The organism is Cupriavidus sp. GW823-FHT07A04, from assembly GCF_058794615.1.
This window is the reverse complement of the sequence record NZ_JBXAHA010000030.1, coordinates 46,734-68,928: the sequence shown is the minus strand read 5'-3', so window position 1 is coordinate 68,928 and position 22,195 is coordinate 46,734. Positions and strand designations below refer to the sequence as shown.

Annotated in this window: 17 protein-coding genes, 1 pseudogene and 1 riboswitch; of the genes and pseudogenes, 11 read left to right on the top strand and 7 right to left on the bottom strand. The window is 67.0% G+C overall.

What is annotated here, in order from left to right; all coding sequences use genetic code 11:
- Window positions 1–42: 42 nt before the first annotated feature.
- Both AC1Q7Q_RS36865 and AC1Q7Q_RS36860 read left to right on the top strand, forming a co-directional pair.
- Window positions 43–846, top strand: coding sequence for a hypothetical protein (locus tag AC1Q7Q_RS36865; protein ID WP_492373024.1), 804 nt, complete (start codon window positions 43–45; stop codon window positions 844–846).
- Window positions 847–896: 50 nt separating this feature from the next.
- Window positions 897–1,148: pseudogene (locus AC1Q7Q_RS36860) on the top strand (hydrolase); the annotation flags it as partial.
- A gap of 295 nt (window positions 1,149–1,443) precedes the next feature.
- Here AC1Q7Q_RS36860 and AC1Q7Q_RS36855 read toward each other — a convergent pair.
- The 3 genes from AC1Q7Q_RS36855 to AC1Q7Q_RS36845 are packed head-to-tail and all read right to left on the bottom strand — an operon-like array spanning window position 1,444 to window position 6,342.
- Window positions 1,444–2,502 (bottom strand): HoxN/HupN/NixA family nickel/cobalt transporter, encoded by a 1,059-nt coding sequence (locus tag AC1Q7Q_RS36855; RefSeq protein WP_492373023.1) that lies wholly within the window; start codon window positions 2,500–2,502, stop codon window positions 1,444–1,446.
- 53 nt (window positions 2,503–2,555) lie between these two features.
- The gene (locus tag AC1Q7Q_RS36850; protein ID WP_492373022.1) at window positions 2,556–4,070 is read right to left on the bottom strand and encodes a PepSY domain-containing protein; all 1,515 of its coding nucleotides are present in this window, start codon (window positions 4,068–4,070) and stop codon (window positions 2,556–2,558) included.
- Between the two features lie 7 nt (window positions 4,071–4,077).
- Window positions 4,078–6,342: a TonB-dependent receptor gene (locus AC1Q7Q_RS36845; protein WP_492373021.1), complete on the bottom strand. Its 2,265-nt coding sequence runs from the start codon at window positions 6,340–6,342 to the stop codon at window positions 4,078–4,080.
- A gap of 127 nt (window positions 6,343–6,469) precedes the next feature.
- A riboswitch (cobalamin riboswitch) is annotated at window positions 6,470–6,727 on the bottom strand.
- A 305-nt stretch (window positions 6,728–7,032) separates the two neighbouring features.
- On the opposite strand from AC1Q7Q_RS36845, the gene AC1Q7Q_RS36840 reads away from it, so the two are divergent.
- The gene (locus AC1Q7Q_RS36840) at window positions 7,033–8,589 is read left to right on the top strand and encodes a methyl-accepting chemotaxis protein (RefSeq protein WP_492373020.1); all 1,557 of its coding nucleotides are present in this window, start codon (window positions 7,033–7,035) and stop codon (window positions 8,587–8,589) included.
- Window positions 8,590–8,626: 37 nt separating this feature from the next.
- Here AC1Q7Q_RS36840 and AC1Q7Q_RS36835 read toward each other — a convergent pair whose 3' ends face one another.
- Window positions 8,627–9,103, bottom strand: coding sequence for a YjjA family protein (locus AC1Q7Q_RS36835; protein WP_174428084.1), 477 nt, complete (start codon window positions 9,101–9,103; stop codon window positions 8,627–8,629).
- A 367-nt stretch (window positions 9,104–9,470) separates the two neighbouring features.
- On the opposite strand from AC1Q7Q_RS36835, the gene AC1Q7Q_RS36830 reads away from it, so the two are divergent.
- On the top strand, window positions 9,471–11,132 hold the full coding sequence (locus AC1Q7Q_RS36830; RefSeq protein ID WP_492373019.1) for an S-layer protein: 1,662 nt from the start codon (window positions 9,471–9,473) through the stop codon (window positions 11,130–11,132).
- 213 nt (window positions 11,133–11,345) lie between these two features.
- Window positions 11,346–11,513 carry a hypothetical protein gene (locus tag AC1Q7Q_RS36825; RefSeq protein WP_318235508.1) on the top strand — a complete coding sequence of 56 codons (168 nt, stop codon included), beginning with the start codon at window positions 11,346–11,348 and terminating at the stop codon, window positions 11,511–11,513.
- Window positions 11,514–11,543: 30 nt separating this feature from the next.
- On the opposite strand, the gene AC1Q7Q_RS36820 is transcribed toward AC1Q7Q_RS36825, so the two are convergent.
- Both AC1Q7Q_RS36820 and AC1Q7Q_RS36815 read right to left on the bottom strand, forming a co-directional pair.
- Window positions 11,544–12,998, bottom strand: coding sequence for a GntP family permease (locus AC1Q7Q_RS36820; protein WP_492373018.1), 1,455 nt, complete (start codon window positions 12,996–12,998; stop codon window positions 11,544–11,546).
- A 79-nt stretch (window positions 12,999–13,077) separates the two neighbouring features.
- Complete coding sequence (locus tag AC1Q7Q_RS36815; RefSeq protein ID WP_492373017.1) at window positions 13,078–13,983, bottom strand: LysR substrate-binding domain-containing protein; 906 nt, start codon at window positions 13,981–13,983, stop codon at window positions 13,078–13,080.
- Between the two features lie 312 nt (window positions 13,984–14,295).
- Here AC1Q7Q_RS36815 and AC1Q7Q_RS36810 point away from each other — a divergent pair, with 312 nt between their 5' ends.
- The 6 genes from AC1Q7Q_RS36810 (at window position 14,296) to AC1Q7Q_RS36785 (ending at window position 21,308) form a co-directional block, all read left to right on the top strand.
- Window positions 14,296–15,336: a Bug family tripartite tricarboxylate transporter substrate binding protein gene (locus tag AC1Q7Q_RS36810; RefSeq protein ID WP_492373016.1), complete on the top strand. Its 1,041-nt coding sequence runs from the start codon at window positions 14,296–14,298 to the stop codon at window positions 15,334–15,336.
- 93 nt (window positions 15,337–15,429) lie between these two features.
- Window positions 15,430–17,022, top strand: a complete 1,593-nt coding sequence (locus AC1Q7Q_RS36805; RefSeq protein WP_492373015.1) for a gamma-glutamyltransferase family protein — start codon at window positions 15,430–15,432, stop codon at window positions 17,020–17,022.
- Window positions 17,023–17,168: 146 nt separating this feature from the next.
- On the top strand, window positions 17,169–17,420 hold the full coding sequence (locus AC1Q7Q_RS36800; protein ID WP_492373014.1) for a hypothetical protein: 252 nt from the start codon (window positions 17,169–17,171) through the stop codon (window positions 17,418–17,420).
- A 253-nt stretch (window positions 17,421–17,673) separates the two neighbouring features.
- A complete protein-coding gene (gene hpnD / locus AC1Q7Q_RS36795) occupies window positions 17,674–18,522 on the top strand; it encodes a presqualene diphosphate synthase HpnD (protein WP_492373013.1) in 849 nt (282 codons plus the stop codon).
- Between the two features lie 93 nt (window positions 18,523–18,615).
- On the top strand, window positions 18,616–20,616 hold the full coding sequence (shc, locus tag AC1Q7Q_RS36790) for a squalene--hopene cyclase (RefSeq protein ID WP_492373012.1): 2,001 nt from the start codon (window positions 18,616–18,618) through the stop codon (window positions 20,614–20,616).
- 11 nt (window positions 20,617–20,627) lie between these two features.
- Entirely contained in the window at window positions 20,628–21,308 is a 681-nt protein-coding gene (locus AC1Q7Q_RS36785; protein ID WP_492373011.1) for a phosphorylase, read from the top strand.
- Window positions 21,309–21,365: 57 nt separating this feature from the next.
- Here AC1Q7Q_RS36785 and AC1Q7Q_RS36780 read toward each other — a convergent pair whose 3' ends face one another.
- The gene (locus AC1Q7Q_RS36780) at window positions 21,366–22,184 is read right to left on the bottom strand and encodes an MlaA family lipoprotein (RefSeq protein WP_492373010.1); all 819 of its coding nucleotides are present in this window, start codon (window positions 22,182–22,184) and stop codon (window positions 21,366–21,368) included.
- Between the last annotated feature and the right edge of the window lie 11 nt (window positions 22,185–22,195).

The following is a 22,195-nucleotide window of genomic DNA, read 5'->3' as shown; positions in this document are numbered from 1 at the left end:
GCCCGGTATCCGCCCGGTATGTCTTCAAGCAAGGAGTCCGTCATGCCCATCAATGAAGTGCAGCCAGACGCCTATGCAGACCTTGGCGACATTTGGCTTCGGGATCAGTCGGCGCGACTCAGGCAGAAGCATCTACAGTTTGGACGGCACTATCGGATGGATGTCGGGGCGCTGCTGGCTCGAAACGCTCAAGCGACTCGAATGGACAGAGCCGCCGCAATGGCAGCCCCGAGTCATGGCCTGCCCATCGATCGCATTCGGCGGGCGACGATCGAAGCCATTGAACATTGTTCGCGGTTGAACGATCCTTTGGCGCGCATGGCGCTGCTGCCGGCGGCCACCAAATCGAGTTCGCATCCGATGCCGGCATCGGAGCCGCGCGGCGAATTGGGGTTCGCAACACCTGGTGAGTTTTCGCTCATCAACAGGCTCGGTGCTACGCCGCGCGACGAATGGATGGCGGTGCTCACGGATCTTACGGAAGTTGTCGTCGCCGATTTGCATGGCATGCCGAGCTCACTGGGCATCGCGAAAGCCGCGTCCATCGTGCAGAATCGCGCGTATCTTGAGGCGCGCGCCCGCCAGCTCCTGATTTCTCTAACCAAGGATGAGGGAGATTGGCACCTCGGGGTGATTAATTTCGGTGTCGAGGCCCAACGCCACGACTGCGAGTTTCTGATGTGTTTTGCCTTTCAGGCTGCGAACCCCGATCTCTCCGTCACGAGTCCATTTGCCGAGGTTGGATTCGCGCTGCACAAGCAATCACATGCAGATCCGATCTTCATGCTGACCATCAGAACCGCCCTCGGATATGATGCAGCGTCGGTATCGACCCTCCAGGGTTGATCCATCACATCACATCACATCACATCACATCACATCACATCACATCACATCACATCTTCGCCATGCAACGCATGGTACAGGCCGGCGTCGTGCCGGTGACCTGGCAACAGGTACTGCTCGAATGGCAACGCGACTGGGCCCGCCGCGAGACGCACGACGCCGTAATGCAAGTCGTCAGAGAGCACTCTGGCACATATGGCATGGGTATCGACTACACCTTCACCATGGTGCACAAAGCCCCGCAGCGCATTGCCACACCGCACGAGTTGCTCGCGCCGATCCCGGCCCGGATCAGTGTTTGAGCCAGTCCCTCGTCCGCATATCCAACCTCATGACCACGCGCCACTCACTCCAGCCCGCGCCGCACGACCCGGCACGGGCGCCAACTTCTTTATTCAGGCGCGGGCACAGTGGTGGCGGCAACCGCACCTGATCTCTTGGGGCCGCCAGCACGGCGCAGGCGGCCAGCCCGAATCCGCCCAAACGCATTCTGGGATTATGGAAATGACCGCCTTATCCTCCGATTCCGCGCTTTTGAGCTTGTAGTCGATGACGGTCGCATATCAGCGCTAAGCGGTTATCCGTCCCACCATACCTTCACCCCATCCTCACCTCGATCTCGTCATAACGCCGGACCCGGTACACCACCATCGAGATCAGCCAGCTCAGCACGAACACGCCGATGATCACATAGCCGAGCATGCCGAAATGCTCGTTCAGCTCCCCGATCACGTCCCACAGGCCGCCTTCCAGCCCGAGCTTGTCGGCGATCAGCCCGAGTGCTTCGATGCCGCCGATGACCACTGCGACCACCACCGAGACCAGCGTGATGGTCATGTTGTAGTAGAGCTTGCGGATCGGCTTGGTGAAGGCCCAGCCGTAAGCGCCTAGCATCAGGATGCCGTCGGTGGTGTCCACCAGCGACATGCCGGCGGTGAACAGGGCGGGGAACACCATGATGGTCCAGAACGGCACGCCTTTTGCCGCCTCCGCCGCCGATAGCCCGAACAGCGCCACCTCGGTGGCGGTATCGAAGCCGAGACCGAACAGCAGCCCTATCGGGAACAGGTGCCAGCTGCGGCTGGCCAGCCGGAACAGCGGGCGGAACGGCCGCGAGAGCACGCCGCGGTTGTTCAGCAGCAGGTCCAGGTCCTGCTCCTTGAGCGCTTCGCCGCGCTTGACCGCGCGGAAGGCACGCCACACGGAGATCAGGATCAGCAGGTTGAAGAAGGCCAGCAGGAACAGGAACAGCGCGGAGACGCTGGTGCCGATCATGCCGCCCACGGCTTTCATGTCGGCAAAGCGCGTTTGCAGCGCGGCGGCGGCAACCGCGATGCCGATCGACATCAGCGTGACCACGGTGGAGTGGCCGAGCGAGAAGAAGAAGCCGACCGTCACCGGGCGCTTGCCTTCCTGCATCAGCTTGCGCGTGACGTTGTCGATGGCGGCGATATGGTCGGCGTCAACGGCGTGGCGCAGGCCGAGCGTGTAGGCCAGCACGGCGGACGCCAGCAGCATGGGGTGGTCGCGCAACGCTGCCAGTGCCCACAGCCAGGCCCCCACGTTGGCGGCGATCAGGAAGACGTAGAGCGCAATGACCTTGCGGCGCACGTCGGCGTCCTGGTCGTTGAAGATGCTGGCTAGAAAGCGGAACATGAGCGGTCCGTGAAAGATGGGGAATTCTGAATGGATGGACGCCAGGCCGGGACTCAAGCCCGCCGGCGGCGCCCGCGAAACAACCTGCGCCAGCCAATCACCACGCCACTGACCGAGACTACCAGCCCGGCAACCGAAAGTAACCAGACCGTTGCATCCCAGGCCGGGCGATGGCGCACCAGCCAGCCAAAGTCCCAGCTGTGCGCGGCATGGAACAGCCATCGGTAGGCACGGCGGCTGCGGTCGCTGCGGCCCAGCAGGTTGCCGGTGTCCGGGTCGATGTACACCCACGTGGCGCAGTCGTCGTCAAAGCGCACGCGCAGCACCGGCAGCTTGCGCGGCTGGTGGTGGCTGTACCAGTAGGCGTCGTCCTCGTGCAGCAGGTCGTGGCTGGCCACGGTGGCGTCCGGCATCAGCCGCGCGGCTGCCTGGGCCAGTGTCCGGGCAGAGAGCGCCAGCGGCGCGCCGGTGTTGGCGTGATAGGCGTGCGTGGTGGCCGCGGTCGCCACCAGCATGACCGGCACGCCGGCCTGCCAGGCCAGCTTGATCTCCCTTGGAGGCAGCGCGGTGTCGGACAGCAGGCTCGCCAGCGCCGCACCATCGCCGGCGGGAAAGCGCGGCAGGGTTTCTCCGGCGTAGCGTTCCAGCGCTGGCTGCGCAAACGCGCGCCCGGGAAACCACTGATTGGGATTGACCGATAGCCAGCCGCTGGCCAGCCACGCCACGAGGAACAGCGATGCGGCCAGCCCGGCGATATGGTGCCAGGCCATCCAGCCGTGATAGGGCGACGTGCCGCCGGCGCTGCCGTGCGCAAACCGGCGGCGCACGCGTAGCCGCAGCCAGCCGATCCAGATGCCGCTGACGGCCACGGCAATGCACGCGCCGGAGGTCCACAGCACTACCTGCCGCCATAGCGGCGGGTCGGCCCGCACCGGCGTGAAGTACAGCCAGTGCGGTACCGAGCCGAGCCAGTTCCAGAACCGTTCGGCGCGGTTCGTGTCGCGCATCACCTCGCCGGTCCGGGCAGACACATACAGCTCGGAGCCGGCCGCATCGTCCAGCACAATGCGATGCAGCGGCCGCCAGGGATTGAGCCCGTTGGGCACGGTCCACTGGTCGCGCTCCGCGGTTTCCACCCAGCGCGCGCCCGCCGCGCCGGAGAAACGTTGGGCGATGGCTTGCGCGGCAACGGCATCCACCTGCTCGATGGGCGCCGCGTCGCGGGCGGAGACGGTGTAAGGCTTGCCGTTCCAGTCGATCATCCGGTAGACCGGGTGCGTGCCCATGATCTCCAGGCGCAGGCTGCGCGGAAAGCGGGTGAGGCCCGCGCTGGCCATCGCGGCATCCGGCGTGATCCTTACCCCGGGCAGGTCCAGCGGCGGGAGCCCCGCGTGGCGCTCGGTGTCGGTCAGCGCGGGAAAGGCCACGTACATCATGACCAGTCCCGAGAGAAACCACATGGCGATCAGCAGGCAGCCCGCGATCCCGGCCCAGCGGTGCACCAGGTAGAGCCAGCGGCGCGTGAAGCGCCAGCAGGCTTCACGCCAGGGCAGGGGTGTGCTTGCCATGGCCGGCCTAGAAGTAGAAGTTGGCCGTCAGCTCGGCCGCGCGCGGCCGGCCCAGCAGCCACTGGCTGCCGCTGTTGCCAGAGGATTCGGCGTAGTCGCGGTTGAACAGGTTGTACACGCGCAGCGTCAGCGTCGTCTTGCGCGATACGCGCCATTGCAGCGAGGCATCCACCACCGCGTACGACGGCATGGTGGTGGTATTGGCGTTGTTGGTATAGCGCTTGCCCACGTAGCGCAGGCCGCTGCCTGCCTGCCACCGCGGTGCGAAGGCCCACGTCAGCCACAGGTTGGCCGCCTGCTGCGCAACGCTGGTGGGCACGTTGCCATTGCGCGAGACCAGCGCGCCGTTCACGCTTTCCGCCAAGTCGTCGTAGCGGGCGCGCAGCACGGTGCCGTTGGCATCCAAGCGCAACCCGCGCATGAGTTCCACGCTGACCGAGGCCTCCAGCCCGCGCGAGGATTGCTCGCCCACCTGCACCGACAACGCCGGGTTGCTGGCGTCGCGTGTCAGCAGGTTCTTCTTGACGATCTGGTAGGCGGCAAAGGTCCACTCGCCGCGCTGGTTCCAGAACGATTGCTTGACCCCGGCTTCGATCTGCCGCCCGGTGGCCAGCTTGAAATCTTTCTGTGCGTCCGAGGTGGAGATCAGTGCGCCAAGGGGATCGGTGGCGGTGGCGTACTGCGCATACACCGACAAGGCTGGCGTGAATGCGTAGACCGTGCCCGCACGCCACGTGATGTTGTTGAAGCTGCGGGTCCAGTCGTCGCCCGTGACCAGGTTGCCGCGTTCCAGCTGGGCATGGTCCAGCCGCACGCCGCCAATTACCGACCATTGCCGGGTCAGCTTGAGGCGGTCCTCGCCAAACAGCGCGGCTTGCGTGGTGTGGGTGCGAAAGCGCGGCGACGTGACAATGCCCGGCGGGCTGAAGAACTGGCCCGGGTCGAACTGGTAGGCATTGACCGTGGACGCGCCGCCATAGGGCGAGTTGTTGCTGTGAGTGAAGTTGATGCGGTTGACGTCGAACCCCACCATGGCGGTATTGGCCATGCCGAACAGCTGGCCATCGATCTTCAGGTCGGCGCGGTCGCCCACCTGTTCCTGGTCATGCAGGATCTCCAGATAGTCGGTGCGGCGCACCTGGCCCGTCGCGGGCAGGAAGGTATAGGACTCGGCGTCGCGCCAGTGGCGCTGGCTGGTGAGGTAATAGAACTGGTTGCGCACCATGACGCGCTCGTTGGGCTGCCACTGCGCCGCGAGCCGGGTCCAGCGGTCGCGGTAGGTGATGTCGGCATCGCCAACGTTGTAGTTCTTCTTGCGTAGCGAGGTGTCCAGGCTGCCGCCCGCCAGCGGCGTGCCCAGGTACTGCATCGGGTGCTGGTCGGCGTCGTCATAGGACAGCGTCAGGTTGAACTCAGGCGATACGTCCAGCCGCGCCGCGGCCGACACCGCCAGGCTGCGCGAGTCGCCCCGGTCCACCCAGCCGCCGGAGCGGCCGTAGCTGGCGTTGAAGCGGTAGGAGAGGGTCTCGTTGACCGCGCCGCCGCTGTCGAACGCCGCGCGCGCTGTTTTTTGCGTGCCGCCGGTGAGCTGCAGCTCGTTGGCGATCGGCGCGCGCATCGGCTTCTTGGGAATCACGTTGACCACGCCGCCGATCGCGCCCTCGCCAACCATGACCGAGGCCGCGCCGCGCAGCACTTCGATGCGGTCCACGGACGAGGTATCGAAGGGGAAGGTGACGGTGCCGGAGGCCACGTAGAGGCGCGTGCCATCGTACAGCTGCATCACCGAGCCTTGTCCTGCAAAGCCGCGTGCCGCGAGCGCCGTGCCGCCGTTGCCGGGCGCGCCATTGGAGGTGATGCCGGTGGCGCGGGTCACGGCCTCGCGCACCGACAAATCGCCGCGTTCGCGAATGGTGTCGCCGGACAGGACTTCCACGCTAGCGGGCGTTTCCAGCGGGGTCAGGCCAAGGCGGCTGCCGGTGCTGGTGGGCTCGGACAGCGCCAGCCCGGCCGGCTGCGAGGCGCTCCTGACTACCACTGGCGGTAGCACCGTGCTGTCGCCGCGCGACGGCTGCGATTGCGCCCGCTCTGAAGGTTGCGCATCGTCCGCCGCCCAGGCGGCATCGGCGCCCAGGCCGGCGAAGGCCCCCAGCGATAGCGCGAGCGCGCAATGATGCGCGAGCTGGCGCGGCGGCTTGGGCGCATGACGACGTTGGCGTGGCGTGACGGCCGCCGGCGAGGCGGTACAGGCAATGCAAGGGCGCGCGGACATGGACTTTCCATCATTGGCCGCGGGGGCGACCCCGCCCGGCGGCAATAAACGAACCAGCCGCGGACGAGCGCGCAGTGACGGCCGGGCGCGTGGCCAGCCGTCTCACGCCTGGCCGCCCGTCCGCAGCCCCGGTGATCGGTCGAAGGCCGGTATCCGGGCTTGCAGGGGGACGCCTGCCGCTGGGGCGCGTCCGGGGTGCCGCCTTCCCGCGCGATGATGCGCAGTGGCTGCCGCGGCCTGTTGGCGCGGCGTGACACCTTTGTACCTGCTGACCGTTGCGGGGGCAGCACAGGATTAGCCGCGGCATGGCCGGCGGCGCACCTGTTTCCCGTTTAACCCCCGCCGCGCGCTGCGCGCCGGAGGCACCTTCGAACCCTTGGCAGTCCACTAGCCAGGTAATTGCAAGTCAATTGCAATTACCGAGTGGAATGCGAGGCGCATTGTAGCCGTATTTGCGCCGCTTTCGGGGGCGGATGGCAGGTGTTTTTTTTGGCACCGTGCGGGTGCGCGAGCGTTTCGGCCTGGCACAACCTGTCGCCATTTTGGTGCTTCATGCGACATTTTCTGCGCTTCGTGGCCTTTCGTGCGGTCCTGTCGCGCCTTTCGCTAAAGAAGGCGAGCCCGGCTCCGATATTCGGAGGTGCCGCATGCCTCCTGCATGACCGGCCATTGCCCCGAGAAGCGAATGCCATGAATCGTCTGACCCTGCGAAAAAAGCTGTGGATTCCCCTTGTGCTGGCCTGGCTCGGCCTGCTGTTGCTGACCGTGATGCACGCCTTCCAGACCCGCCAGCTGCAAATGGCCGATCGCCGCGGCGAGCTGGCTAACATTGTCGACATGTCGCTCTCGCTGGTGCGCGACTATGCCGAGCAGGCGCGCCAGGGCAAGATGTCCGAGGCCGATGCCAAGGCCCAGGCCACGGCCCGCGTTGCCGCGCAGCGTTATGGCAAGGATGGCTACATCACCATCGTCGGCGCGGATTCCGTGCTGTTGATGCATCCCATCAACGCCAAGCTCAACGGCAAGAACATGAGCGACTTCAAGGACGCCAAGGGCAACGCCTTGTATGCCGATATCGCGGCCCGCGGCGCGTCGGCCGAAGGCGCTGGCCACCTGGACTACTGGTGGCCCAAGCCGGGCAGCGACCAGCCGAGCCCCAAGATCGGCTACGTGGCGCGCTTCAAGCCGTGGGGCTGGGACCTGGTCGCCGGCACGTATATGGATGACGTGCAAGCGCAGTTCCGCGCCTCGCTGTATCAATCGCTGGGGCTGCTGGTGCTGCTGGGCATCGTGATTTCCGCGGTGGCCACGCTGCTGATCCGCAGCATCCAGAGCTCGGTGGGCGGCGAGCCCGCTACCGCTGCGGCCCTTGCCTTGCGCATGGCCAGCGGCGACCTCACGGCGCGCGTCGAAACCCACCCGGACGACCGCTCCAGCCTGATGTACGCCATCGGCCATATGCGCGACCAGCTCGCCGGCACGGTGGCGGGCATCCAGCAATCGGCCGATTCCATCACCTCGGCGGCCCAGGAGATCGCCTCGGGCAATAGCGACCTGTCGAGCCGCACCGAGCAGCAGGCGGCCTCGCTGCAGCAGACCGCCGCCAGCATGGAGCAGATCACCGCGACGGTGCGCCAGAACGCCGACAACGCCAAGGAGGCCAGCCAGTATGTGGCTGACGCCTCGCAGATCGCGAAGCAGGGCGGCAGCGTGGTCAGCCAGGTGGTGGACAAGATGCGCGGCATCACCGCCAGCTCGCGCAAGATCAACGACATCATCGGCGTGATCGACGGCATCGCTTTCCAGACCAATATCCTGGCGCTCAACGCCGCGGTGGAAGCCGCGCGCGCCGGCGAGCAAGGACGCGGGTTTGCGGTGGTGGCTGGGGAGGTGCGCAACCTGGCGCAGCGCAGCGCGGGCGCGGCCAAGGAAATCAAGACGCTGATCGTGGAGTCGGTGGGCCAGGTCGACAGCGGCTCGGCACTGGTGGAGCAGGCCGGGCAGACCATGGCCGAGATCGTCAACGCGGTCGGCCGCGTGACGTCGATCATGGATGGCATCGCCTCGGCCACCGCGGAGCAGCGCACCGGCATCGAGGAGGTCAATCGCGCGGTCGCGCAGATGGACCAGATGACGCAGCAGAACGCGGCGCTGGTGGAGCAGGCGAGCGCGGCCGCCACGTCGCTGGAAGACCAGGCCGGCGCGCTGCACCATGCCGTGTCGGCCTTCCGCCTGTCGGCCGCCTGAGCACTGAGCGCTGACCGGGCGCTCAGCGTGCCTGGCCCTACAGCAGCGATTTGCCCTGCGCGAGGATCTTGTCGCAGACCTGCTTGGTGACCTGGTCCTTGAGGCCGCCGCCGCTCAGGTCGAACTGCTTGCCATCGCTGCTGCTCAGGATGCCCTTGGCGCCGCTGGTGTAGCCGGCGTCGGATGTGGGAGAGTCGCCGCCGACCTTGCCCAGCAGCTTGTCTTTGACCGAGGCGGCGCCGCTGGCGCCGCCAAGGTAGTTGTTCTTCACGCAGTACTCCAGGATCCCGGCGACATTGCCGGTGCTGCCCGAACTCAGCGATTGCAGCGAGGGCATTCCACTCATCCCGCCCAGGCTGCTGCCCAGGCCGCTCAGGCCACCGGACGAACTCTCGGTGCCGCCCTGCGTGGCGCCTTTGAGCAGGTCCCCGAGCTGCGCATGCGCGGCTGCCACCGGTAGCAGCGCGGCGATCAGGATTTTCACGGCGGTGGTGCGATAGAGGCTGGCGTTCATGCGGCATCCTTCTGGCGGCGTGGAAACAGTCTTCACTATAGTGCTTGCCGCATCGGCCATCGCCTTTCGCTGCAGTGGCGCTTTCTTCTCTCCGCTCTAGCCGATTTGCATGACGCGCGCATTAAGCGAGGCCTCGCGCATGCGATTGATCGTTCTGTAAGTCAGAATGTCGTGTCAGTGATACGGATTTTCCCAATTGAGTGTATCGATTTACCCAAATGCTGGATTTGTCGTCTTTGCGTCACCTCTGTGTCACGAACGCCAATCACTATCTGCGCCCACAAGAGCCTTGCCAGCGCGCCCGGACGAAAGACGCGCGGACCAGCCGGGTCAATACAAAACAGAGTCATCAGGGAAATCGAATCCAATGCGCCACACCAGATCCATCCTCGGCCTAGCGGCCTCCTTGTGCATCGCCGGCGGCTTCTACGGTTGCAACGGCAACGGCGAGCAATCCGCCAACACCGCGCCGGCCGCACCGAGCACGCCCGTCACGCCCGTTACGCCGCCGCCGGTTGCCGAAGTCACCGGCAAGTGGACCACCGGCGACCTGCACGTCCACACCATCGAATCGAACGACGCGCAGAGCCCGCTCACCACGGTGCTCGACCAGGCCTTCACTGCTAACAACCTCGACTGGATGGCCTTGTCGAACCACCTGCGCGTGTCGGATCGCGATAATACGGGCACGGCAATCCCAGGCGGCTCGATCCCATTCTCGAAGGGCCTGGCTAACTACGAAGTCCCGGCCGTCAAGCAACTGCAGGCCGATGGCCGCTACCCCGGCAAGTTGATCTTCTCGACCTTCGAGTGGGACATGCCCACCCACGATCACGTCAACGTGGGCATCTTCAGCGGTTCGCCCGCACTCGCAACGGCGGTCAAGGGCGCCAACGAATTCGAGTATTTCTTCACCAGCCGCCCCGACACCATGTTCGATCCGGCGGACGTGGCGGCCTGGAACGCCAAGGCGCCGCGCACCGCCGCCTCCAGCCACGCCGATGCGGTGCAGGCGTTCACCTGGCTCAAGACCAACTTCCCCGATACCAGCTACGCGCTGATCAACCATCCGTCGCGCAATCCAGGCAAGTACACGGCCGCCGACTACCGCGAATTCAATGACCTCGCGCCGAACATCGCGTTCGCGGTGGAAGGCATGGTCGGCAATCAGATGGAGCCCGACCGCGGCGGCTATAACAGCAGCTATGTTGATGCGAACCTCAAGTCGCGCACCTACGGCGGCGTGGACTACGTGGTCGCGCAGGTCGGCGGGATCTGGGACGCGCTGCTGGGCGACGGCCGCCGCTTCTGGAACATCGCGAATTCGGACCACCATTTCAAGACCGCCGGCGGGCTTTTCAGCAGCGGCTACTTCCCCGGCGAGTACGCCCGCAATTACGTCTGGCTGGAGGGGACCGGCATCAAGTCAGTGGTGGATGGATTACGCGCCGGCAAGGCGTTCTCGGTGTTCGGCGATCTCATCAACGCGCTGGACTTCAACGTGGCCGCGAGCGGCACCAAACGCGAGATGGGCGGTGAGCTCAAGGCCCGTGCCGGCGACAGCGTGACGGTGACCATCCGCTTCAAGAGCCCGGAGCGCAACAACTTCGAGTACCCGCTGGACAGCGGCGCCAACGTCAACGTCAAGCCCACGGTGGACCACATCGACCTGATCGCCGGCGACGTCACGCCGCGCGCCTTGCCCGGCACGCCTGGCTACAGCAAGGACACCAATGACTCCACCAAGGTCATCGCCACCTTCACCAAGGCCGACTGGAAGCTGGACAAGGACGGCTACAACACGGTGACCTACACCTTCAACGCGGCCAAGAGCCAGTACTTCCGGCTGCGCGGCACCAATCTTGGCATGAACGTGCCGGGCGAGACCGCCAACGGCAACCCGCTGCCCGACCTGAAGACGGACCTGACGGAGAACACGCCGCGCTTCAACGCCATCAACGCGCGCAACTACAACGACCTGTGGTTCTATTCGAACCCCGTGTTCGTGACTGTCGCTTCCGGCACCTGAGGTAGCTGAGGCAGGGGGCGCGCCCGCTGGCGGGGCAACGCGCCCCGATCTGAAAATTCTCGTGCGCGGTATTCGGATCTTTACGCATGGCCCAGCCACGCGGCGCCGCGTCTTGACGATCCGGGGGAAACGGTTTCCACTAGCAGTTCGGCCGGGCGCGCGGCGCGCGGCGCGCGCCCGGGAACTCACCTGGAGAGAAGGAAACGGATCGCCATGGCCATTACCACCAGCGTCAGAAAAAAGAAGAAGTACCGCAAGGCAGTGCTGAACCTGCGCGCCGCCATCAAGCGCGGCAACGAGGAAGCCATCAGGATCCGCCGCGAGCAGTTGAAGGCGCTGCCCGTGCCGCGCCAGCGCTACGCGCGTGCGGCCACCACCTGAGCGCCGCGCCGCGTTTTACCCGGAAGCTGCCTAGAACGAACCGAAGGCGCCGCCGAGCGCGATGACCGCCGCCAGCGCCGCGATCGGGCCGATGACGCCAACCACCACGATATCGCGATAGCTTTCGCGATGCGTGGTGCCGCAAACCGCCAGCAGCGTCACCACCGCGCCGTTGTGCGGCAGGCTGTCCAGTGTGCCAGCGCCAATCACGGCGACCCTGTGCATCAGGGCCGGGTCGATGCCTGTCACCTCAGATAGCTGCAGGTAAGTGCCGCCCAGCGCCTGCAGGGCGATGGTCAGCCCGCCCGAAGCCGAGCCAGTCAGCGCGGCGAGCACATTGGTGGCCACCGCCAGCGATACCAGTGGACCGCCCGCGATCGATAACACCCATTCGCGCACCAGTTCAAAGGCCGGCAGGGCAGCCACGACCGAGCCAAAGCCCACCAGGCTGGCCACGCTGATTGCCGGCAGCACGGCGGCATTGGCGCCCGCGTCCATGCTCTCGCGCAGCTTGCCCAGGCGCTTGCGGTGCAATGCCAGCAGGCAGAGGATGGCCGCTGCCAGCGCCACCAGCACCGCCCATACGCCCCCCAGCGCCGCCAGGCTGGTGCCGCCCCAGCGCTCGTTCGCCAGGTAGCTCGCGTCCCAGCGGGGCAACACCAGCAAGCTCATCGCCAGGTTCACGGCCACCACCATCACCAAGGGCAGGAACGCGCTCCACACTGCCGGCCATTCGGCGCTGCGCGCGCCGTGGCGCGCTTCGGCGGGATCGAACGCATTGGCCACCGTGGCGCGCTCGCGTACCAGTTCATCGCCAGCGGCACGGTCGGCGGATTCCAGCGCCTCGTCGCCAAAGCCTTCGCCCGCGCGGCGCGCGCCGCGCTCCATGCGCGCGAGCCACCACAGGCCGAAGGCCAGCATGATGGCGGACGCCAGCACGCCCAGGCCCGGCGCGGCAAACGGCGTGGTGCCGAAGAACGGCATCGGGATCGCGTTCTGGATGGCCGGCGTGCCGGGCAGGGCGGACATGGTGAAGGTGGAGGTGCCCAGCGCAATCGCAGCCGGCATCAGCCGGCGCGGGATCTGCGCGGCGGCGAACAGCGCTTGCGCCATCGGCGCTAGCACGAAGAAGGCCACGAACAGGCTGACGCCGCCGTAGGTGACCAACGCGCCGGCCAGCACCACCGCCAGGATGGCGCGCCGTGGCCCGAGCGTGAGCGTCATCCATGCGGCGATGGCATTGACGCAGCCGCTGTCATCCATCAGTTTGCCGAACAGCGCGCCAAGCAGGAACAACGGGAAGAATTGGGCAAGGAAGCCCGCGGCGCTACCCATGAAGGTCTGGGTCCAGTGCGCCAGCAGGGGCTCGCCGGCCGTGGCCGCGGCCAGCAGCGACGCCGCCGGCGCCACCAGCAGGATGCTCCAGCCCCGGTAGGCCAGCCAGATCAGCAGGCCAAGGGCCAGCAGGATGCCAAGAAGGCCCATGGTGTCAGTGCTCCCGCAGCAGTTTTCAAACCTATACAGCATAGGTGACGCGGCGGTGCGAGCGGTGCAGCGATGAGTGTTATTGCGCTTGCCGCTCCAGCACCTCCCAGAGTTCCAGCAGGGTAGGGTTGCTGGCATGGGCGGCGCGATACGCACAGATATCGAATGCCGAGCACCACGCGGCGTCTCCTGCCGGCACCAGCGTGCCCGCCGCGAGCGCATCGGCCGCGGTGGTGCGCGGCAGCCAGGCCACGCCGTGGCCTTCGCCGGCCATCTTCATCAACAGGATTGCCATGTCGGCCTCATAGCAACGCGCCAGCGCACGGCGTGGCGGCGCGTCTTCGAGGATCACCTCGACGATGCGCCCAAGCGTGGTGCTGGCCGTATAGGCCAGGTAGGGAATCGGTTTGGCGCCACTGCTGCCTAGCGGGAACAGCGGGGCGCCGCGCGCATTGGGCGCGCACAGCGGCATCAGCACGTCGTGCCCGACCGTGAGGCTGCGGAACTTGTCCGGATCCAGCGAGACCGGCACCCGCGCATGGTTGTAGCCCAGCATCAGGTCGCAGTTGCCTTCCGACAGCGCCACCACGGCTTCGAGCACGTTGGCGGCCACGACCCGGGCATTGAACTGGCCGTAGCGCTTCTGGCATGCCTTGAGCCAGCCCGGCAGGAAGGTCAGCGACAAGGTATGCCCGGCGGCGATCTGGATGGCCTTGCCCGGCATGCGGCTTTCCTGGCGCAGCGTGGCACGTGCCTCCATCAGCAGCGTGAGTGCCTCGCGCCCGCTGGTGCAGAAGGTTTTGCCGGCCGGGGTCAGGTCCATGGGGAAGGTGTTGCGGTCGACCAGCACCGCGCCGGCCCAGTCCTCCAGCGAGCGGATGCGCCGTGACAGTGCCGACTGCGTGATATGCCGCAACTCGGCGGCGCGCGAGAAGCTGCGCGTCTTCTCCAGGACCAGCAGGTCGTCGATCCATTTCAGCTGCATGGGATGTGCCTTCGGAAGCGTCGGAACGGTGAGGGAAAGCCTGCCGCCGGCTTGGCCTGCCAAGGGCGCCAGGCCGTGGCCGCAATGCGTATTCCATTTTCGCATAGCTCTATGGCCGATCCGCATTCCGGTGGCCGCCGGGCGGGCCTAAAATCTGCGCTTCCCGTCAGTCAATCTCGCCCCAAGGCGAAGCCAGATCCAGCATGACAGGGGCGCGCAAACAAGCCGGCAGCCAAAGCGGCTGCGCCCCGGACCGTTCCGACTCTACCTCGGCAGTTAACGTCTTCGACGCTATCCGGAGCTACCCTGATCATGTTTATCCAGTCGCTTTACCGTACCCGCACGTTGCAGGGGCCAGCCCGTCTCTTCCGTGGGGGCAAGCGGGCACAAGCTGGCCTGCTGCTGGCGCTGGCCGCGGGCGCCGCTGCCACCGCCACGCCAGCCGCCGCAGCGGACTACCCGGACCACGCGGTCCAGCTGGTGCTGTCCTTCCCGCCGTCCGGCGCCACCGATGTGCTGGCGCGCGCGGTGGGCCAGCGCCTGTCCACCGTGCTCAAGCAACCGGTGGTGGTGGACAACCGCCCCGGCGCTGGCGGGGCTATCGGCATGAGCTTCGCGGCCAAGGCCGCGCCCGATGGCTATACGCTCTACCTGGCCGCTGTCAGCAATGCCGCCATCGCGGCTGCGACGTATAGCAACCAGCCCGCCAGCCTCGCCCGCGATTTCGTGCCCATTGCCGGCATCGGCACCGTGCCGCATATCCTGGTGGTGCCGGCCTCGTTGCCGGCGCATTCGGTGCCTGAGCTGGTCAGCCTGCTCAAGGCGTCTCCCGGCAAGTACAACTTTGCCTCGCAGGGCTCCGGCACGTTGTCGCACCTGGAGTCGGAGCTGTTCAAGCTGCGTACCGGCGTGGACGTGGTGCACGTGCCGTACAAGGGCAGCGCCTTCGCGCTGCCGGACCTGATGGCAGGCCGGGCGAGCATGATGTTCGACAGCATTCCCTCGGCCCTGCCGCACGTGAAATCCGGCAAGCTGCGGTTGCTGGCGGTGGCGTCCGAGCATCGTCTGAGCTCCTTGCCCGATGCCCAGACGGTGACCGAGGCCGGCATCCGAGACTTCCGTGCCGACAACCTGTTCGGCCTGGTTGCGCCCAAGGGCACGCCGCCCCAGGTGCTCAAGCAACTTTCCGCCGCGATGAAAGAAGTGCTGGCCGCGCCGGAGCTGGCTGCGGCCATGGAAGCACAGGGCGTGCAGATCAAGTACACCGCGCCCGAGCCGTTTGGCCGCATGATCGGCGACGAGATGCGCGCGTGGGAGAAGGTGGCGCGCGCGGCCAACGTCAAGATCGAGTAGCCGCCGCGCAAGAACAAAGCACAAACGCATCTGGCCGGCGCTGCCGTGCAAGCCGCTGGCCAGAACCCCCAACCCTCGGAGCCTCGCAAAGCCATGACCAATTTCTGGAATTTCCCCTATCCTTCGCAACGCGTGCCCGTGCTGGCCGACAACGTGGTGGCCACCTCGCAGCCGCTGGCGGCCGCGGCAGGCCTACGCATGCTGGCCCGCGGCGGCAACGCCGTGGACGCGGCGCTGGCCACGGCGATCGCGCTGACCGTGGTCGAGCCGTGTATGAACGGGATCGGCGGCGATGCCTTTGCGCTGATCTGGGATGGCAAGGAGCTGCATGGCTTGAACGCCAGTGGACGGGCGCCGGCGGCGTGGACGCCCGAGTATTTCTCGCGCTACGGCAGCATGCCGGTCAACGGCTGGGACACCGTGACCGTGCCTGGCGCCGTTTCCGGCTGGCGCGCCACCTGGGAAAAGTTCGGCAGCCTGCCGTTTGCCGAGCTCTTCGAGCCCGCGCTGGAATACGCGCGCAACGGGTTCCTGGTCTCACACACCGTGCACCGCCAGTGGCAGGCGCAGGTGCCCGTGCTGATCGACAAGCCGGGCTTTGCCGACGCCTTCGCGCCGAACGGGCGCGCGCCGCTGCCGGGCGAGCGCTTCATCTGCGCGGGCCAGGCGCAGACGCTGGCGCGCATCGCCCAGACCAAGGGCGACGATTTCTATCACGGTGAGCTGGCCGGCCGTATCGCCGCGCATGCGCGCGCCACTGGCGGGCTGATCACCGAGGCCGACCTGGCCGCCCATCGCGCTGACTGGGTCCAGCCGATCAGCATGTCCTATCGCGACCTGGAGTTGTTCGAGATCGGCCCGAACGGGCAGGGCATCGGCGCGCTGATGGCGCTGGGCATGCTGGAGCATTTCGATGTCGCGGCAATGGGCGTGGACTCCGCCGCCGCTATCCATGTGCAGGTGGAAGCCATGAAGCTGGCGTTTGCCGATCTGCACGCGTATGTGGGCGACCCTACGGCAATGACCGAGGTGCAGGCCGCCCACCTGCTCGATCGCGCCTACCTGGCCAGCCGCGCCAAGGCCATCGACCCGGAGCGCGCGGCGGCAGCCGGCCCGGGCAAGCCCCACAGCGGCGGCACCGTGTACCTGACCACGGCGGACAAGAGCGGCATGATGGTGTCGTACATCCAGTCCAACTTCAAAGGCTTCGGCTCCGGCGTGGTCGTGCCCGGCACCGGCATTGCGCTGCATAACCGTGGCTGGGGCTTCAATCTCAAGCCGGGCCACCCCAACCAGGTGAGCCCTGGCAAGCGGCCGTTCCACACCATCATCCCTGGCTTCCTGATGCGCAAGGGCGCGCCGCTGGCCAGCTTCGGCGTGATGGGCGGCTCGATGCAGGCGCAAGGCCACCTGCAAATGGCCAGCCGGCTTGCGGATTTCGGACAGAACCCGCAAGCCGCGTGCGATGCGCCTCGCTGGCGCGTGCTGGACGACAACGCCACCATCGCGGTGGAGTGGAATTGCCCCGCCGCCACCGTGGAAGGCTTGCGCGCGCGCGGCCACAAGGTGGACGTGGCGCCGCAGGGTAACCTGGAATTCGGCGGCGCGCAGATCGCGATGCGCATGGAGGATGGCTACGCGGCGGCTTCGGACCACCGCAAGGACGGCTATCCGCTGGGGTTCTGAGCACGTTTCCTGCCTGCCGGCTGGCGGCACCGGAGTGGCTCGCGCGCCAGCCACGGCGCAAAAAATGCTCCGGTGCGTGGTCCAGGGCACATTAAACGGCCGTACCACGGGCCTACACTGGCGCCATCCCTTCGAGGAAGGCCGCCATGAACAAGCTAAGGTCCAGCCGTCTGCTCGATCGCATCTCGCCGTCTGTGCTGGCCGACCTGCGCCGCATGCGTGCCGCCGCCGAGGCCGAGCGTGCGCTGGCCGCGCAGGTTGCAGCAAGTGGCGCGGGTGCCATGGAATGCGATAACAACCCGCTAAACGATGCTAACTACATCGAAATAGCGCGCTACGATCCAAGGCGCGGCAGGTTCGTGATGGAGCGCCGCCGCGCCAGCCAGCGCGTTAAATAGGCGCTCGCCAGCCAATCTGAACGCGGTGCCGCGCGCGCCAGGCCAGCGCCAGCCCCGGTGGCGCTGGCGGTGGCCTGCACGGCACACCCCCCTCCAACCCCCTTCTTCGGCTGGTGCCTGAGCCCATGGCCGGAGTTGGTATAATCGCCCACTACCCCAAACATGCCGCCTGGCGCTGCGTGCCGGGCTGTGGCGACAAGCCAGGCCCAGGCAGCAAAGCAGCACGGCGGTCCAACGCGTGACGAGGAGTTACGTGGCCGGAACAGAAATCGCAGTGCAAACCGTCCCGCAAGCGGGCCATGCCGTATCGTCCGGCAGCTCATTCCATACCGCCCTCAAGATCCTGCCCGCCGCGCAACGCGAGGCGATGTTCGAGATCTATGGCTTTTGCCGTGCGGTGGACGATATTGCCGATGGCGATGGCCCGCGCGCCACGCGCCTTGCCGGGCTTGACGCCTGGCGCGCCGATCTTGCCGCGTGCTATGCCGGCACGCCGCCGGCGGCATTGCGCGGGCTGGCTGCCCAGATTCAGCGCTTCGGCTTGCAGCAGGAGGATTTCCTCGCCGTCATCGATGGCATGGCCATGGACGTGCACGCGGATATCCGCGCCCCCGACAACGCTACGCTGGATCTCTATTGCGACCGCGTGGCCAGTGCGGTGGGGCGCCTTGCCGTGCGTGTGTTCGGTATGGAGCGCGATGCCGGCGTAGCGCTGGCGCATCACCTTGGCCGCGCGTTGCAATTGACCAATATCCTGCGCGATATCGACGAAGACGCGGAGCTGGGCCGTGTGTACCTGCCGGCCGAAGCGCTGCTGGGCGCGGGCGTGCCGATCGGCGCGCCGCATGCCATCGTCGGGCATCCCGCCGTTGGCCGCGCGTGCCTGGACGTCGCGCAGCAGGCGCAGGCGTACTACGACCAGGCATTCGCCATCATGAACGCGGCGCCGCGCCGCACGGTCCGTTCGCCGCGCATCATGGGCGAGGTCTACCACGTGATCCTGCAGGGTTTGCTGGCACGCGGCTGGGCTGCTCCGCGTGCGCGGGTGCGCGTGCCGCGGCCGCGATTGTTATGGATTTTGCTGCGGCATGGCCTCGTCTGAGGTGGTCCCGCCGATTGACTGCCGCACAAGGCCGCTGACGGCCGCGTGCGGCATTGCCGTAATTGCGTTGTTGAAAAGAGGACATCGAAACCGATGAGCCAAGTTGCACTATCCCCCAATTCGAATGAGCCCGCGCAAGATGAGCTGGAGGGCACGCTTGACCGCGCGCTTGACGCCTTGCTGGCGAGCCAGCGGCCGGATGGCCACTGGGTGTTCGAGCTGGAGGCCGACGCCACGATTCCGGCGGAATATGTACTGCTGGTGCACTACCTGGGCGAGACCCCGGATACCGTGCTGGAAGCCCGTATCGCGCGTTACCTGCGCCGCATCCAGAACGCCGATGGCGGCTGGCCGCTGTTCCATCAGGGCCGCTCGGACATCAGCGCCAGCGTGAAGGCGTATTTCGCACTCAAGATGATTGGCGACGACACCGAGTCGGAGCCTATGCGCCGTGCCCGCGCCGCCATCCACGGGATGGGCGGCGCCGAGGCCAGCAATGTCTTCACCCGCACGCTGCTCGCGCTGTACGGCGTGATGCCGTGGCAGGCGGTGCCGATGATGCCGGTGGAGATCATGTTGCTGCCGCTGTGGTTCCCGTTCCACCTGTCCAAGGTCGCGTACTGGGCCCGCACGGTGATCGTGCCGCTGCTGGTGCTCAACAGCCTGCGTCCCCAGGCCAGGAACCCGCGTGGCGTGGGCATCGACGAATTGTTCATCCGTCCTTGCCAGGCAGCCCGGCTGGCCCCGCGCGCGCCGCACCAGAAGCGCGTGTGGTTCGGCTTGTTCCGTGTGCTCGACGCCGGCTTGCGCGTGGCGGAGCCATTGTTCCCCCGCAGCCTGCGCGCGCGCGCCATCGCCCGCGCCGAGAAGTTCGTGCGCGAACGCCTGAACGGCGAGGATGGCCTGGGTGCGATCTTTCCGGCCATGGCGAATGCCGTGATGATGTTCGACGTGCTCGGCGTGCCGCGCACCGATCCCGATGTGGCGGTGGCCCGCGCCTCCATCGAGAAGCTGCTGGTGGTGCATGGCGACGAGGCCTATTGCCAGCCGTGCCTGTCGCCGGTGTGGGACACCTCGCTGGCCAGCCACGCCTTGCTGGAAGTGGGCGGCCCGCGCGCCGAGGCGGCCGTTGAGCGCGGCTTGCAATGGCTGCGCCCGCTGCAGGTGCTGGACGTGCGCGGCGACTGGATCGTGCGGCGCCCCGACGTGCGTCCCGGCGGCTGGGCTTTCCAGTACGCCAACCCGCATTACCCGGACGTGGACGACACCGCCGTGGTGGCGATGGCCATGGACCGCGCGGCGCGCACCGGCGCAGCCGCGCCGGCTGTGGCACCGGCCAGCCATCGTTCACGCTACGAAGAGGCTGTCAGCCGCGCGCGCGAGTGGGTGGCGGGCATGCAGAGCGGCAACGGCGGCTGGGGCGCGTTCGAGCCCGAGAACACGCATGAGTACCTGAACAATATCCCGTTCGCGGATCATGGTGCCTTGCTCGATCCGCCCACCGCCGACGTGTCGGCGCGCTGTCTGTCGATGCTCGCGCAACTGGGCGAGACCGCGGCCAGCAGCGAAGCCTTCCGGCGCGCCCAGCGTTACCTGCTCGACGAGCAGATGGCCGACGGCAGCTGGTATGGCCGCTGGGGCACGAACTATGTCTACGGCACGTGGAGCGCGCTGTGTGCGCTCAATGCGGCCGGCATGGCGCCCGAAGCGCCGGAAATGCGCCGCGCCGCCGACTGGCTGATCTCGATCCAGAACGCTGACGGCGGCTGGGGCGAGGACGGCAGCAGCTACCGCCTCGACTACCAGGGCTACGAGACCGCGCCGAGCGTGCCGTCGCAAACCGCCTGGGCGGTGCTGGGCCTGATGGCCGCGGGCCAGGTCGATCATCCGGCCGTGGCGCGTGGTGTGGACTACCTCATGCGCATGCAGCAGGCCGACGGCCTGTGGAGCGAGGCGCGCTTCACCGCGGTGGGCTTCCCCCGCGTGTTCTACCTGCGCTACCACGGCTACGCGCGCTTCTTCCCGCTGTGGGCACTGGCGCGCTACCGCAACCTGCGCCGCGACGGCACGCGGGCAGTGGCGTGGGGGATGTGACGGCGCCAAGCTTGCCGCAACGCCATGCCGGTCCCACGCTGGTGGTGACTGGCATGCGCTTCGAGGCCGGCATCGCCGCCGGCCCCGGCGTTGAAACCCTGCACGGCCTGCGCGCCGAAGCCTTGGCGCAAGGCCTGCGGCAACGCCTGGCGCATCCCTGCGCCGGCGTGATCAGCTTTGGCGTGGCCGGCGGGCTGGATCCCGCGCTGTTGCCCGGCCGGGTGATCGTCGCCTCTGCCATCCATGATGGGAATCGATTGCGGCCCGTTGACGCCAGTTGGTCGCGCTCGCTTTCGCTTGCCTTGCCCGAGGCCATTTCCGGCGTGCTTGCCGGCGCTGACCAGGCTGTGACCTCGGTGGCGGCCAAGACGGCGTTGCATGCGGCCACCGGTGCGCTGGCGGTCGACATGGAATCGCATATCGCAGCGCGTGTCGCCGAGGAATTCGGGCTGCCGTTCGCCGCCTGCCGGGTGGTGATCGATCCCGCGCAGCGGGAAGTGCCGCCCGCCGCGGTGGCCGGCATGGGTCCCGATGGCAGCACCGACATCTGGGCATTGCTCAAGGCGCTGCTGGCGGGGCCGGGACAGGTGCCGGACCTGATCCGGCTGGGCAGGGATGCGAGGCTGGCCAGGCTTGCGCTGCTGGCCGCCAGGGGCAGGGTGGGGATGGGGTTTGGCTTAGGCCTGGACTAAGGCCTGGATTAAGGCCCGGATTAAGGCCAGGGCCAGCCAGACAGGGTCAAGCCAGGCTCAGGGCTTCTTCGCTTCGCCTTCGGGCGTTTTGTCTTCCGCGCCGACAGGCGCCCCCGGTGCGCCAGGCGCAGGCGCCGCGCTTTCGGCCGGCGCTTCGGTATCCTCATAGTCCGGCAGCTTCCCTCCACCGCCCTGGATCAGGTACTGCCTGCGCTGGCGGTATGCATCGCGCACAAAGCTGTACTTATCCAGCGCCGCCAGCGACAGCAGATCGGTCGCGCCAAGCGCATTGGTCCGTGCGTCCAGGAAGCCCAGGCCCCACAGGCCCCACTTCACGCCTTCATCGTTCACCCACGTGGTCGGGGACAGCTGGAAGTTCACATACAGCCCAACGCCGTCGCGGACCGAGCTGGGGCCGAACAGCGGCAGGACCAGGTACGGGCCGGCCGGCACGCCCCAAACGCCGAGCGTCAGCCCGAAGTCCTGGGAGTGCTTGCCGATGCCGGCGGGCGTGGCGATATCGATCAGGCCGCCAATGCCCAGCACGGAGTTCACCGCCACCCGCATGAAGCTTTCCGCCGCATCCACGCCCTTGCCTTGCAGCAGGTTGTTGACCGTATTGCCGACGTCGGCGAGGTTCGAATAGAAATTGGTGACCGCCGTGCGCACCGGTTGCGGCGTGACGGCGCGGTAGCCCTTGGCCAGCGGCGTCGCGACGTACTCGTCGGCCTTGTCGTTGACCTTGAAGACAACGCGGTTGAGCGGCTCCAGGGGGTCGTCAGGGCTGGCTTGCGGGCCGCTGGCGCAGGCTGTGACCAACAGCGAGAAAGAGAGCGCCGGCAGGAGGCGAGAGAGGCGAGAGTCGGGGTGAGTCATTGTTCTATGGA

Excerpts from the sequence above, each read along its gene's own strand:
- AC1Q7Q_RS36865 (WP_492373024.1), top strand. The coding sequence starts at position 43 with ATGCCCATCAATGAAGTGCAGCCAGACGCCTATGCAGACCTTGGCGAC.
- AC1Q7Q_RS36855 (WP_492373023.1), bottom strand. The coding sequence starts at position 2,502 with ATGTTCCGCTTTCTAGCCAGCATCTTCAACGACCAGGACGCCGACGTG.
- AC1Q7Q_RS36850 (WP_492373022.1), bottom strand. The coding sequence starts at position 4,070 with ATGGCAAGCACACCCCTGCCCTGGCGTGAAGCCTGCTGGCGCTTCACG.
- AC1Q7Q_RS36845 (WP_492373021.1), bottom strand. The coding sequence starts at position 6,342 with ATGTCCGCGCGCCCTTGCATTGCCTGTACCGCCTCGCCGGCGGCCGTC.
- AC1Q7Q_RS36840 (WP_492373020.1), top strand. The coding sequence starts at position 7,033 with ATGAATCGTCTGACCCTGCGAAAAAAGCTGTGGATTCCCCTTGTGCTG.
- AC1Q7Q_RS36835 (WP_174428084.1), bottom strand. The coding sequence starts at position 9,103 with ATGAACGCCAGCCTCTATCGCACCACCGCCGTGAAAATCCTGATCGCC.
- AC1Q7Q_RS36830 (WP_492373019.1), top strand. The coding sequence starts at position 9,471 with ATGCGCCACACCAGATCCATCCTCGGCCTAGCGGCCTCCTTGTGCATC.
- AC1Q7Q_RS36825 (WP_318235508.1), top strand. The coding sequence starts at position 11,346 with ATGGCCATTACCACCAGCGTCAGAAAAAAGAAGAAGTACCGCAAGGCA.
- AC1Q7Q_RS36820 (WP_492373018.1), bottom strand. The coding sequence starts at position 12,998 with ATGGGCCTTCTTGGCATCCTGCTGGCCCTTGGCCTGCTGATCTGGCTG.
- AC1Q7Q_RS36815 (WP_492373017.1), bottom strand. The coding sequence starts at position 13,983 with ATGCAGCTGAAATGGATCGACGACCTGCTGGTCCTGGAGAAGACGCGC.
- AC1Q7Q_RS36810 (WP_492373016.1), top strand. The coding sequence starts at position 14,296 with ATGTTTATCCAGTCGCTTTACCGTACCCGCACGTTGCAGGGGCCAGCC.
- AC1Q7Q_RS36805 (WP_492373015.1), top strand. The coding sequence starts at position 15,430 with ATGACCAATTTCTGGAATTTCCCCTATCCTTCGCAACGCGTGCCCGTG.
- AC1Q7Q_RS36800 (WP_492373014.1), top strand. The coding sequence starts at position 17,169 with ATGAACAAGCTAAGGTCCAGCCGTCTGCTCGATCGCATCTCGCCGTCT.
- shc (WP_492373012.1), top strand. The coding sequence starts at position 18,616 with ATGAGCCAAGTTGCACTATCCCCCAATTCGAATGAGCCCGCGCAAGAT.
- AC1Q7Q_RS36780 (WP_492373010.1), bottom strand. The coding sequence starts at position 22,184 with ATGACTCACCCCGACTCTCGCCTCTCTCGCCTCCTGCCGGCGCTCTCT.